Raw genomic sequence first — 12,720 nt, forward strand, 5'->3', positions numbered from 1 at the left:
CCGCCGGATGGCGAATCAGGCGTCGGGCGACCGGCGGTCGGTGACGAGATCCATGCGCGCCAGTTCGAGCAGGCGCGCGAGGCTGCCGTCCTTGGACGCGACCACGTCCATGCCCGTGGTGTCGTCCAGCAGCGTCGTCAGCTCGGCCACCTGTGCCGAGTCGGACATGCCGAGGATGTGGGCGGGGTCGGCCGCCTCGATCCCGCCGTGCACGTCGATCAGCCGTACGACGACGTCGTCGCGCTGGAAGATCGTGCTGCGCAGCACGGGACTGTGCGGGTCGTCGGCCGCCGCCTCGTCACGATGGGCCAGGAGTTCGGCGAGCTGCATCCCGCGCTCCGGCCGCGTCGGGTAGTACAGGGCGTACCGTTCGGCCTGCGTGTGCTGCCGTTCGGCCATCACGTGGTGGACGGCCGGGAGTGCGGCCCTGGTGAAGAACACCCGGGCGGACTCGGGGTCGGCCAGGTCGCGGTCCTGCTCCAGATGCGGGTTGATGGCCTCTTCGACGGCCCGTACCTCGGGCTGGCGGGCGACGTGGCGCAGCGCGGCGAGCAGGTCGCCCCGCACCTCGACGGCCCGCACCACCCGGTTGCCGTGCATGAACAGCGAGGTGCGGCACAGGCGCGTGGTGTCGTCGACCCTGGGCTCGGGCGCGGCGTAGTCGGAGAGGATCTTGGCGACGATCTCCTCGCTGCCCGGCTTCACGGTGAAGGTGAGCGCGTGCCGGATCACGCCGTCGCCGACCCTGGGTGCCGACTGGAGCCTGCGATCCGCCTGGCCGGTGCCCTCCGCCGGGCCACCGGTCTCGCGGACCACGTGGAAGCGCAGTGAGCGGGTGTCGCGGACGCAGCTGTGCAGCGGCTCCACCATCCGCACGTGCTCCTCGCTGTTGACCCAGGCGAGGAAGGGCGGGGCGCTCTCCCACTCGCTGGTGATGAGCCACTGAGAAGGGTTCTCGATCGACTGGCACAGCTGGTCGCTGACATGTCCGGGTACGGACGCGACCTGGTTGCAGAGCTGTTCGTAAGCTTTGAGGAACTGGTGCTGGGCCCCGTCGTTGACGTCGACCAGGAGGACGACGCGCAGCCGGGAACCGTCGAACACGGACTGGGAGACATGGTGCGACGCCTGTCGGGCGCGCGAACCTTCCACCCGTTCGGACGTGGTGGTCATCCCGCACATCTCCTTCGCGGAGGGGAAAGTGAGCGCCGGTCGCGATGGTGCGTCGGCGTTCCTCGATCCTGTGGCCGTCCCCGCGCATCGCGCGACTCGGACGGCGTACGCGAGTGACGGGCGCCGGACGCCCAAGTGCGCCGAGAGGCCGGACGGATCAGCCGATCCGGCCGGTCCCGGACCGCCGGTCGCGCTCCCCCGCACAGGTGACGCGGACAGCGGCGGGGGCGGTCGACCGGACGCCGGCCGACCGCCCCCGCCGGCGCGCCCGGGTCTTCAGGCGACCGCCAGCGCGGTTCTCAGGACCTGGTGCAGTACCGCCTCGGCGTCCGCCTCCGGTCCCTGCGCCCGCCATACGACGAATCCGTCGGGCCGGACGAGCACCGCGCCGCCGGGGCCCGTGCCGTGGCGCTCGGCCCAGTCGGCGTCGTCCTCCGGCACCAGGTCCGCCTGGGCGCCGGTGCCCACCCGGTACGACGTGAGCGGGAGGGCCAGCCTGCCGGCGAGGCTGACGGCCGCCCGGTGCCACTCGTTCGGCTCGGCGGCGTCGCTGAGCAGCACGAGGGAGCGCTCGTACAGGTCGAGCGTGGAGAGCCGTTCGTCCCCTCGGCGCACCCACAGGTGAGGGGCCCTGCTGCCCGGTCCTCCGTTCAGGTCGAGGCGCTCGGGCACCACCGGGACCGCCGGATCGGCGCCGACGACGGCACCCTGCGGGTAGCGGTAGCCGAGGGCCACGTTGAGGATGCCCTTCTGGGGACCGCCGCCGCCCGCTCCGGGGGGTGGGGCGAAGCCGGGGTGGCTGTGCTCGGCCGACCGGGCCGCGGCCCGCGCGCTGGTGGCCTCGGCCACGGGGCGGCGCTCGGCGTCGTAGGTGTCCAGCAGCTCCTGTCCCGCCCACCCGTCGAGCACCGCGGCCAGTTTCCAGGCGAGGTTGTGCGCGTCCTGGATGCCGGTGTTGGAACCGAAGGCACCGGTGGGGGACATCTCGTGCGCCGAGTCACCGGCCAGGAAGACCCGTCCCGACCGGTAGCTGCGGGCGACCCGCTGGGCGGCGTGCCAGGGCGCCTTGCCGGTGATCTCCACGTCGAGGTCGGGGACCCCGACCGCACGGCGGATGTGCTCGACGCACCGCTCGTCCGTGAACTCCTCCAGGGTTTCCCCGTTCTCGGGGTGCCAGGGGGCGTGGAAGACCCAGTTCTCGCGGTTGTCCACCGGCAGCAGGGCACCGTCGGCCTCGGGGCCGGTCAGGTAGCAGACGATGAAGTGCCGGTCTCCCACGACGTCGGCGAGGGCGCGGGAGCGGAAGGTGAGGCTGACGTTGTGGAACAGGTCGCCGGGCCCGCTCTGGGTGATGCCGAGCTGCTCCCGCACTGGGCTGCGCGGGCCGTCCGCGGCGACGAGGTAGTCCGCGCGGACGGTGGTGTGCTCGCCCGTCTCGCGGCTCTTGACGACGGCGGTCACACCGCCCGCGTCGCTGTCGAACGACATCAGCTCGGTGTGGAAGCGCAGATCGCCGCCGTGCTCGCGGGCGTGGTCGAGCAGCACCGGTTCGAGGTCGTTCTGGCTGCACAGGCACCAGGCGCTCGGGCTGAAGCGGGCCAGGCCGCCACCCGGGTCGATGTCCCTGAACAGCCACTCGCCCGCGTCGCCGACCAGGGTGGGCGTCTGGAGGATGCCGTGGTTGACGGCCAGGGTGGCGGCCGCGTCCTTGATCCCCTGTTCGACGCCCGCCACGCGGAACAGTTCCATGGTGCGGACGTTGTTGCCGCGGCCCCGGGGGTGGATGGAGGTGCCCGCGTGCCGCTCCACCAGCATGTGGGGCACGCCCAGCCGTCCCAGGAACAACGAGGTGGACAGGCCGACCAGGGAGCCGCCCACGATGAGGACCGGAACGCTGACGGTGTGGGGGCCCGCCCGTCCGGCTCGTTCGTTCATCACTCTCGCCTCCAGCGCATCGATACCGCCGACCCGGCCGGATACGGCGGAGATCCTCATGCATGCCCCGGGAAGCTGACGGCGGCTCAGGCTTCACCCGCCTGCGCCGCGACGCACAGGGCCCCTCGGCGTCCGTAGACCGACGGCCGTCGACCCGGGAGATGCCTTGCCCGCCGCCCCGGGTTGGCCTGTACCAAAGCCTTGACAGCCGCTTGTGTCACTTCTTAACTCATGCATTGAGATAAGCCCCACTCCCCTCCCCTGCCCCCACTCACGCCGCTTCGCCGGCACAGGAGAAGACGTGCTCCGACTCACCCGACCATCCCTCGCCGGACGGCGGACCGCTGTCCTCGCGGCCGTGGCCACCACCGCCTCCCTCCTCATCGGCCTCCACCCCGCCCGGACCGCCCCCTCGGCAGCGGCGGCCCTGCCCACCGGCTGGTCCACGGTGGTCAACAACGGCAGCGGCAAGTGCCTGGACGCCCGCGCCGCCGCGACCGTCAACGGCACCGCGGTGCAGCAGTACGCCTGCAACGACAGCACCGCCCAGCAGTGGAGCTTCACCCCGACCAGCGACGGCTATGTACGCATCGGCAACCGCAACGACGCCCAGCAGGTCGTGGACGTCAGCGACGTGTCCACCGCCGACAACGCGGCGGTGCACCTGTGGAGGTACGGCGGTGGCGGCAACCAGCAGTGGCGGGCGGTCGACGAGGGCGGCGGTGCCTACCACTTCGTCAACCGCAACAGCGGAAAGTGCCTCGACGTGCCGTCCGCCGCCACGGCCGACAGCGTCCAGCTCGTGCAGTACACCTGCAACGGCACCGCGGCGCAGCGCTTCCAGGTCGCGCCCGTGAGCACCGCGCCCGGCGACGTCGACCTCGGTCCCAACGTGGTGGTCTTCGACCCGTCGATGCCGTCGTCCACGATCCAGAGCCGGCTGAACTCCATCTTCCAGCAGCAGGAGACGAACCAGTTCGGCTCCCAGCGCTACGCGGTGATGTTCAAGCCCGGCACGTACAGCAACGATGTGAACGTCGGCTTCTACACCCAGGTCCTGGGCCTGGGCCAGTCGCCGGACGCGGTCACCATCAACGGCGCCGTGCACGTCGAGGCCGACTGGTTCCCGCCGCAGAACGCCACGCAGAACTTCTGGCGCGGGGCGGAAAACCTGTCGGTGAACCCGACCGGCGGCACCGACCGGTGGGCCGTCTCCCAGGCCTCCGGGTACCGCCGTATGCATGTCCGCGGCAATCTCGAACTCAGCGACGGCGGCTGGTCGAGCGGCGGTTTCATGGCCGACAGCAAGATCGACGGCCAGGTCCGCTCGGGCACCCAGCAACAGTGGCTCACCCGCAACTCCCAGCTCGGCGGCTGGACCGGCTCCAACTGGAACATGGTGTTCGTCGGCAGCCAGGGCGTGCCGGGCAACACCTTCCCCAACTCGCCCTACACGACGGTGAACCAGACCCCCACCGTCCGCGAGAAGCCCTTCCTCCAGGTGGACGGGGCCGGGGCGTACAAGGTGTTCGTGCCGTCCCTGCGGTCCGACTCCTCCGCCACCACCTGGGCGGGCGGCAACGCGCCCGGCACCTCGCTGGGCATCGACCGGTTCCATGTCGTCAAGCCGGGCGCGACCGCGGCGCAGATCAACGCCGCCCTGGCCGAGGGCAAGAACCTCCTGGTGACCCCGGGCGTCTACCACTTGGACCAGACCCTGCGGGTGACCCGACCGGACACCGTCGTGCTGGGTCTCGGGCTCGCCACCTTCGTCCCCGACAACGGCGTCACCGCCATGACCGTCGCCGACGTCGACGGGGTCAAGGTCGCGGGTGTCCTCTTCGACGCCGGCACCACCAACTCGCAGACCCTGATGGAGGTCGGCCCGGCCGGGTCCGCCGCGGACCACGCGGCGAACCCGACGTCCCTGCACGACGTGTACTTCCGCGTCGGCGGCGCCGCCGTCGGCAAGGCGACGACCAGCCTGGTCGTCAACAGCGACGACGTCATCGGCGACCACATGTGGATCTGGCGCGGCGATCACGGCTCCGGGATCGGCTGGAACACCAACACCGCCGACACCGGGCTCGTCGTCAACGGCGACGACGTGACCATGTACGGCCTGTTCGTCGAGCACTACCAGAAGCACCAGACCGTCTGGAACGGCAACGGCGGGCGGACGTACTTCTACCAGAACGAGATGCCCTACGACCCGCCCGGCCAGGCCGCCTGGATGAACGGCTCCACCCAGGGCTACGCCGCCTACAAGGTCGCGAACTCGGTGACCAGTCACCAGGCCTATGGTCTGGGCAGTTACTGCTTCTTCAACGTCGACCCGTCCGTCACCGCCGAGCGCGCCTTCGAAGCCCCCAACCACCCGAACGTGCGCTTCCGGAACATGGTCACCGTCTCGCTCGGCGGCACCGGCACCATCCGGCACGTCATCAACGACCGCGGCGGCCCGTCGAACTCCTCGACCAACGTGGCGAATCTGGTGAACTATCCGTGACCCGGCTCCCGGCACGGCTGCTGCTCCTGCTGACGCTGGTGCCGGGGCTCACGGCCCCATGAACTACGACACGCCGCCGAGGAGGCCAGGGTCAGAAGAGCGAAGCCCAGGGCGAAACCCAGCATGGTGAGGACTCCTCGGGGCCAGAAGATGTGGCTGTCCCAGAACGACCAGCAGGCGGCCAGCAGAACCAGGGCAGCCGGCAGCACCCGCACGCCGTGCCGGCGCCAGAGCAGAGCGCTCGTGGCGAGTACGGCCACGACCAGCCCGGACACACCCGCCCGGCCCAGTTCGTCACCGGTCGCGAACAGCCGTCCGGCCGCCCCGTGGACGTGGTGGTCGACTACCACACCGGCCGAGATCCCGGCCACGGCGTCGAGCCCGGAGTAGAAGGCGGCGTAGCAGAGGGATCCGGCCCAGGCGAGCAGCGCCAGGACCCCGTCGATACCGCGAAGCGGCCTCCCCCTCAGGGGCAGGACCAAGCCGAGTACGAGGAAGGGAAAGACGGGCAACAGGGCGATGTGCATGGCGGTCCAGTGGCCCGCGGTGGCGGCGGTCAGATGCGCTGGATGCATGGAGCCTGCCACGGCCAGCAACAGAGGAGCGAAGGTCACCGGTGCCGTGGCACGCAGCGCGGGGAGGGATGTCATCGGGTCACCGTAGGAGACGCTTCGGTACGAGGAAGGTGTCGTCCACGGCGCGTAAGACACCCGTAAGCTCACCTAGCGCGCCACGCGATGGCGGAGAAGCACGACCCCCGAGCCGAAGGTGTGGGTCTCGACGAGTTCGAGACCCACCCGGCGCTCGTCCCGCGGGAAGAACGGGATGCCGCCGCCGACCAGGACCGGGTAGACCAGGGCCCGGTACTCGTCGATCAGACCGGACGCGGCGGCCTCGGCGGCGAGGTTCGCGCCGCCGAGGGCGATCTCCCCCTCGCCCGGCTCGGCGCGCAACCGCTCGATCTCCTCCGCCAGACCGCCGGAGACCAGGCGGGCCTGACCCCGCACCGACGTCAGCGTCCTGGAGAACACCACCTTCGGGAGCGGATTCCAGAGGTCGGCCCATTCCCGCTGCGCGTCGTCGAGCGCATCCCGATCGACGTCCTCCCAGTACAGCATCGTCTCCCACAGCCGTCGCCCCAGCAGATGGACGTCGACCTGCCGGATCTGGTCGATCCAGAAACGGAAGACGTTCTCGTCCGGCTCCGACCAGTCGAAGCCGCCGTCCGGCCCGACGATGTAACCGTCAAGTGAAACGTTCATCGAATAGGTCACGCTACGCATCGGAAGTCCTCCCGAGGGACAACGTTTCCCTCCATTCTTCACACAACTCCTCGAATTCTTCGCATAAGAACTCTCCCCCGCCGGAACGTTCGAACGGTCTGCTCTACCCTCATGTGCGTGGCCGATCACCGTCATTCGGCCTTTGAAGGGGATCGGCAGAGTCACCTGCGCCGGTAGGACCGCCGAAGCAGGGCTCGGACGCAGGCGTTGGCTCGCCTGTCAGGAGGACCGTTGCACCAGCACGAGCGGGCAGACCGGCCCGGCAGCCGCGGAGAGCACGAGATCCAGCACGAGTTGGCGACCACCGGCCGCGCCGATCGCTTCTACGACGACCAGGTGCTGGACCGGCTCAACCCCAGGATGAAGGAGTTCGTGGCCCGGCAGGAGATGTTCTTCCTCGCCACGTCGGACGGTCGCGGTGAATGCGACAGCACCTTCCGGGCGGGCCCACCCGGTTTTCTGCACGTTCTCGACGACGCGACCCTCACCTACCCGGAATACCGGGGAAACGGCGTCATGGCGTCGCTCGGCAACATCCGCGAGAACCCGCACGTCGGCCTCCTGCTCATCGACTTCTCCGTGGATCGCATCGGCCTGCACATCAATGGCCGGGCCCGCCTGGTGCCCGACGACAGCACGCGCCGCGACCATCCCGCTCTGCCCTTCGATCCGCTGCCGGGGCGCCGCCCCCAGATGTGGGTCGAGATCGAGGTCGAGGAAGCGTACATCCACTGCTCGAAGCACATACCGAGGCTGGTCAAGGCGCCTTTGCGACCTCGGACCGAAGGCAGACAGCCCACAGCCGGCACAGGTGAACAGGCCTGGGGCACGGACGACGTCAAACGCAAAGGCGGCGACTACTTCGAAGCGGCAAAGGAGAAGAACAGTCAAGCCCTGCGGTGATTGATCCGGGCGGATCCTGAGGCACACCCGGTCCGGGCGCCGTCGACGTCGCGTCGTGGAACAGTGGAGAGGGGAGTCAGGAGGCCGGGATGCGACTGCCGGTGCTGGTGGGTGTCGACGGGTCGGAGGGTGCCGGGGCGGCCGTCGGCCTGGCGGCGCGGGAGGCGACGCTGCGGGGCGTTCCGCTGCGGCTGTTGCACGCCTCTCCGCGGCTGCCCGGCGCCGTCGTCCCGGCTCCGGCCCAGCATCGGCTGCGTGACATCGGGGCCCGGTTGCTCCGGCGAACGGTCGCGGACCTCACCGAGCGCTTCCCGGACCTACGGGTGGAGAGCGCGCAGTCCGACGACGCCCCGGCCGGGGCGCTGGTCGCCGCGGCGGGTGACGCGGGGCTCCTGGTCGCCGGCATGCGCGGAACGGGCGGTTTCGAGGGGCTGGCGGTCGGCTCGGTGGCTCTGCGGGCGGCGGCAGCGGCCCCCTGCCCCGTCGTCCTCGTCCCGCACCGCCCCGGCACCTTCACCCAGGAGGGTCGCTCGGCGCACGGCTCCGGCCGGGTCGTCCTGGGCTTCGACGCGCACCGGCCGGTCGGTGAGGTGGCCGACTTCGCGTTCTCGGCGGCCGACGCCCACGGCGCGCGGCTGCACGTGGTGCAGGCCTGGGCCCTTCCCGCCGAATCCGTCTCGCCCCGGACCCTGGTGGTGACCGAGGAGGACCGGGCCGACTGGGAGGACCAGGAGGTGCTGCGGCTGTCCGACGTCCTGCGCCCGTGGCGGGAGAAGTATCCCGGGGTGAGCGTCGTCAGCGATCTCGTGCTGCTCCACCCCGCCGAAGGGCTCCTGAACGCGTCCGGGGACGCCGACCTGCTCGTCGTGGGGCGCCGCACCGAGCCGAGCGCGGCGGAAGGCCGTCTGGGCCCGGTCGCCCACGCCGTGCTGCACCATGCCCGCTGCCCGGTCGCGGTCGTGCCGTACGGAGGGGTCGTGCCGCGCGCAGGGTGAGCGCTCAGCCGTAGAAGTTCTCGAACTCGTCGTACAGCGACGCGTCCACCACCTTGTTCCGGGCGGTGGCGTCCGCGAGCGGGACGCGGACGATCCGCGTCCCCCGCAGGGCGACCATGCGGCCGAAGTCGCCTTCCCTGACCGCGTCGATGGCGTGCAGTCCGAACCGGGTGGCGAGCCACCGGTCGAAGGCGCTCGGGGTGCCGCCCCGCTGGATGTGGCCGAGGACCGTGGTGCGGGCGTCCTTCCGGGTGCGTGCCGAGATCTCCTGGGCCAGCCACTCGCCGATGCCGGACAGCCGTACATGGCCGAACTCGTCCAGGGACTGGTCCTTGACCATCAGCTGTCCCTCCTTGGGGACCGCTCCCTCGGCCACCACGACGATCGGCGCGTAGTTGATCTCGAACCGGCGCTTCACCAGCTCACAGACCTCGTCGATGTCGAAGGGCCGCTCCGGGACGAGGATCACGTTGGCGCCGCCCGCGACGCCGGCGTGCAGCGCGATCCACCCCGAGTGCCGGCCCATCACCTCCACCACGAGGGCGCGCATGTGCGACTCCGCGGTGGTGTGGAGGCGGTCGATGGCCTCGGTCGCGATACCGACGGCCGTGTCGAAGCCGAAGGTGTAGTCGGTGCCCGAGACGTCGTTGTCGATGGTCTTCGGCACGCCGACGAGGTTGATCCCCTGCCGGCTGAGCTCCGTGGCCGCTCCCAGCGTGTCCTCGCCGCCGATCACGACGAGCGCGTCCACCTCGTGCTCGGCGAGGGTGTCCCGCACCCGGCGCAGCCCGTCCTCGTGCTTGAACGGGTTCGTGCGGGAGGACCCGAGGATGGTTCCGCCGCGGGGCAGGATCCCCCGGACACGGGCGATGTCCAGCGGAACGATGTCGTTCTTGAGCAGGCCGAGCCAGCCGTCCCGCACACCGACGAAGTCGAACGCGTACTCCTGGACCCCCTTGCGGACGACACTGCGGATCACCGCGTTGAGGCCGGGACAGTCACCGCCGCCGGTCAGTACTCCGACCCTCATGGGCTTTCTCCCATCCGCTGCGCACCTTCGTCCGTCCGTCCGCCCGCGCCGCGCACGGCGCCCCGAGACGGCAGCCGGTCCTCGGAGGTCCGCCGCCTCCCCTCCAGCCTCCCTCGATTCGATCTGCGGTGGCCACTCGGGCGGGCCCGTCCGACGACGCTCCTGTGCCGCGGCCGTCGCGGCAGCGGGCACGTCGTGCGCGGGCCCCGGCCGGACAGTACGGTGCAGGAACGAAGGCCCGACGGCACCGCGGCGTGCGGAGGCGGCATGACGAACGAGCGGGCGGCGAAGGTGCCGCGCAAAGTGTACGAGAAGGAACTGCTGCGCTTGCAGACGGAGTTGGTGAAGCTCCAGGAATGGGTGCGCACCGAGGGTGCCCGGCTGGTCGTGGTCTTCGAGGGGCGCGACGCGGCCGGCAAGGGCGGGACGATCAAGCGGGTCGCCGAGCACCTCAATCCACGCGTCGCGCGGATCGCGGCGCTGCCGAAGCCCACCGAGCGCCAGCGCACCCAGTGGTACTTCCAGCGGTACGTCGAGCATCTGCCGGCCGCCGGGGAGATCGTGCTGTTCGACCGGTCCTGGTACAACCGGGCCGGTGTCGAGCACGTGATGGGCTTCTGCTCGAAGGAGGAGTACCAGCGCTTCCTGCGCCAGTGCCCGATCTTCGAGCGGATGCTGGCCGAGGACGGCATCCTGCTGCGCAAGTACTGGTTCTCGGTGAGCGACACCGAACAGCAGGAGCGATTCCGCCGCCGCCTGGAGGACCCGCTGCGGCACTGGAAGCTGTCACCGATGGACCTGGAGTCGATCACCCACTGGGAGGCCTACTCGCGGGCGAAGGACGAGATGATGGTGCACACCGACATCGCGGAGGCCCCGTGGTACGTCGTCGAGAGCGACGACAAGCGCCGCGCCCGGCTGAACATGATCGCCCATCTGCTGGACTCCGTGCCGTACCACGAGGTGCCGCCGCCCGTGCTGGAGCTGCCGGACCGTCCCCCCTCGACCGGCTACCAGCGCCCGCCGCGTGACCTGCAGACCTACGTCCCCGATCACACGGCCCGGCTCTGAGGCACACCGGTTCCTGGCTCTGCGGTCATCGGCCCTCTCGGCGAGCATGCGCCTCGGCGAGGAGGAGATAGCTGCTGGCCGTCCAGGTGTAGGCCCGGTCACGCAGGCCCGTTCCGGTGAGCGCGTCGAAGTTCTCGGCGAAGCCGTGGGCTTCGCACAGCGCGCGGAAGCGGGCGCTGATGTCGTCCGCGAGGCGCTCGTGCCCGGCGCGGCGCAGGCCGTCCTCGATGAGGACGGTGGCGGGGGCCCAGATCGGGCCGCGCCAGTAGCCGTCGGCGAGGTAGCGCGGTGAGGTGGGCAGTTCGGTGGCGAGGCCGTACGGCGTGAGATGGGCCTTGATGTGGTCGGCCAGGGTGCTGCTGATGTCGGCGGGCAGGTGTTCGCCGAGGACGACGGGCATCAGATCGAGGAGGCCGGCGCTGCTCCAGGTGTCCCCGGTGTCGACGGCCCGGGCCACGAACCGGTCGGTGTCCCAGAGCCGGTCCAGCAGCGCCGCCTGCGTCTGTTCGGCGATCCGGGTCCAGCGGCTCGCCTCGTCCGGCTTGTCCAGCGCGGTGGCCAGGGTGGCCAGTTCGTGGAGCTGGAGCACGAGGAAGGCGGCCAGGTCGGCGGTTTCGACGACCCGGGCGGGGTCGAAGGTCGTGGCGTTGTCCCAGCCGCTGTCGTTGCCGTGCTGGTAGTGGGGCAGCTCGGCGCCGGGGGCTCGCCGGGCGGTGAGCCAGAAGCCCGTCCAGCGTTCCAGCCGCCCGTAGGTCTCGGCGAGTTCGGCGGGGCCGGGTGGGGTGGGCAGGCGGCGGCGCAGCAGGCCGGAGGTCCAGCCGTGGATGGGCGGTTTGACGAAGTTGTACAGGACTTCGGAGTGGGTGACGGAGTCGGGCAGGGCGCCGGTGTCGTCCTGGTGGTCGAAGGGCAGGGCGAACTGGTCACGGGCCAGGTCGGGGCAACCGGGCGCGAGGGCGAGGGCGTTGAAGCAGTGGTCCCAGCTCCAGACCTTGTCCATCCAGTGCTTGGACATCAGCACCGCGGGCCGGGTGACGAGTCCCGTGGGACGCACGGTCGCCGACCAGACGACGTAGGCGGCGAGTTCGGCGGCGGGGGTGGCGGAGGAGCGCCATGGGGCCACCCGGTCGACGAACTCCGCGAACGAGCGCCGCTCGGAGTCGGTGATCGCGTCGAACGCCGCCGGGGACGCGTACGGCGGCCGGGCGGTGTCGAGTTCCTCGATCGCGATCTCCCAGGGGCCGCTCGCCTCCGCGGCCAGGGTGAGACCGCGGAGGCAGCCGCCCAGGCTCTGGGCGCCGGTGGCGGTGGCGGTGCCGGACAGCACGGTGACGCGGTAGCGGCGTCCGGTCTCGTAGGAGGTGAACACATGCGCGTCGGCGGCCGGGTCGCGGAAGAAGTAGGTTCCGCTGAACGGGGTGAGGGTCGGCGCGGCCGCCACCACGCCCATGCCCAGCCCGCTCCCCCGCAGGCGCACGGTGTCGGGCGATGCGTAGGAGAGATCGACGCGTCCGTCCGCGCCGATCCAGCTGAGCAGGCCCGGTGTGGTCTCGACGCGGGTCTCGGCCCGGTCGCCGGTCGCCGGGTCGAGCGGGACGAGGCGCAGGACGGCGTGCATGCCGTTCTGGTGCGAGACGAGGTGGAGGTCCTCGGCGTAGGTCTTCTCCGCCACCACGGGTGAGATGTCGAACCAGGAGCCGTGGGTGCTGAAGGGGATGTCGTGGACGGAGAAGGCCGGGCCGGATCGGGCGGCGGTCATGACGCTGACTCGTTTCTCGAGCAGGGGTCACCGGCCGGCTGACGCGCAGGCGGCCCGGTGGT

At 70.9% G+C, this 12,720-nt stretch carries 10 protein-coding genes; 4 read left to right on the forward strand and 6 right to left on the reverse strand.

Translation table 11 applies throughout. From position 1 onward, the window contains the following. Positions 1-15: 15 nt before the first annotated feature. Together ACFZDE_RS30855 and ACFZDE_RS30860 are read right to left on the reverse strand one after the other, a co-directional pair. Positions 16-1,173, reverse strand: a complete 1,158-nt coding sequence (locus tag ACFZDE_RS30855; protein WP_391001591.1) for a SchA/CurD-like domain-containing protein — start codon at positions 1,171-1,173, stop codon at positions 16-18. Between the two features lie 276 nt (positions 1,174-1,449). Beyond that, positions 1,450-3,108 (reverse strand): FAD-dependent monooxygenase, encoded by a 1,659-nt coding sequence (locus ACFZDE_RS30860; protein WP_391205402.1) that lies wholly within the window; start codon positions 3,106-3,108, stop codon positions 1,450-1,452. A gap of 301 nt (positions 3,109-3,409) precedes the next feature. Between ACFZDE_RS30860 and ACFZDE_RS30865 the strand changes: the two genes are divergently transcribed. Further along, positions 3,410-5,617, forward strand: coding sequence for an RICIN domain-containing protein (locus tag ACFZDE_RS30865; protein WP_391205405.1), 2,208 nt, complete (start codon positions 3,410-3,412; stop codon positions 5,615-5,617). On the opposite strand, the gene ACFZDE_RS30870 is transcribed toward ACFZDE_RS30865, so the two are convergent. Next, a complete protein-coding gene (locus ACFZDE_RS30870) occupies positions 5,608-6,267 on the reverse strand; it encodes a hypothetical protein (protein WP_391205408.1) in 660 nt (219 codons plus the stop codon). The two genes, ACFZDE_RS30865 and ACFZDE_RS30870, sit on opposite strands and share 10 nt — an antisense overlap. A gap of 72 nt (positions 6,268-6,339) precedes the next feature. Continuing rightward, complete coding sequence (locus tag ACFZDE_RS30875) at positions 6,340-6,900, reverse strand: dihydrofolate reductase family protein (RefSeq protein WP_391205411.1); 561 nt, start codon at positions 6,898-6,900, stop codon at positions 6,340-6,342. 231 nt (positions 6,901-7,131) lie between these two features. Between ACFZDE_RS30875 and ACFZDE_RS30880 the strand changes: the two genes are divergently transcribed. Beyond that, entirely contained in the window at positions 7,132-7,803 is a 672-nt protein-coding gene (locus ACFZDE_RS30880) for a pyridoxamine 5'-phosphate oxidase family protein (RefSeq protein ID WP_391205414.1), read from the forward strand. A gap of 89 nt (positions 7,804-7,892) precedes the next feature. Next, positions 7,893-8,798 carry a universal stress protein gene (locus tag ACFZDE_RS30885; RefSeq protein WP_391205417.1) on the forward strand — a complete coding sequence of 302 codons (906 nt, stop codon included), beginning with the start codon at positions 7,893-7,895 and terminating at the stop codon, positions 8,796-8,798. 4 nt (positions 8,799-8,802) lie between these two features. On the opposite strand, the gene ACFZDE_RS30890 is transcribed toward ACFZDE_RS30885, so the two are convergent. Further along, positions 8,803-9,828 (reverse strand): ATP-dependent 6-phosphofructokinase, encoded by a 1,026-nt coding sequence (locus ACFZDE_RS30890; protein WP_391205420.1) that lies wholly within the window; start codon positions 9,826-9,828, stop codon positions 8,803-8,805. Between the two features lie 267 nt (positions 9,829-10,095). Here ACFZDE_RS30890 and ppk2 point away from each other — a divergent pair, with 267 nt between their 5' ends. Beyond that, positions 10,096-10,899 carry a polyphosphate kinase 2 gene (gene ppk2 / locus ACFZDE_RS30895; protein ID WP_391205423.1) on the forward strand — a complete coding sequence of 268 codons (804 nt, stop codon included), beginning with the start codon at positions 10,096-10,098 and terminating at the stop codon, positions 10,897-10,899. Positions 10,900-10,924: 25 nt separating this feature from the next. Here the strand turns inward: ppk2 and ACFZDE_RS30900 are convergent, their stop codons facing one another. After that, positions 10,925-12,658: a trehalase family glycosidase gene (locus tag ACFZDE_RS30900; protein WP_391205426.1), complete on the reverse strand. Its 1,734-nt coding sequence runs from the start codon at positions 12,656-12,658 to the stop codon at positions 10,925-10,927. Positions 12,659-12,720 lie beyond the last annotated feature (62 nt).

The organism is Streptomyces sp. NPDC007929 (genome assembly GCF_042959065.1).
Lineage (GTDB): Bacteria > Actinomycetota > Actinomycetes > Streptomycetales > Streptomycetaceae > Streptomyces.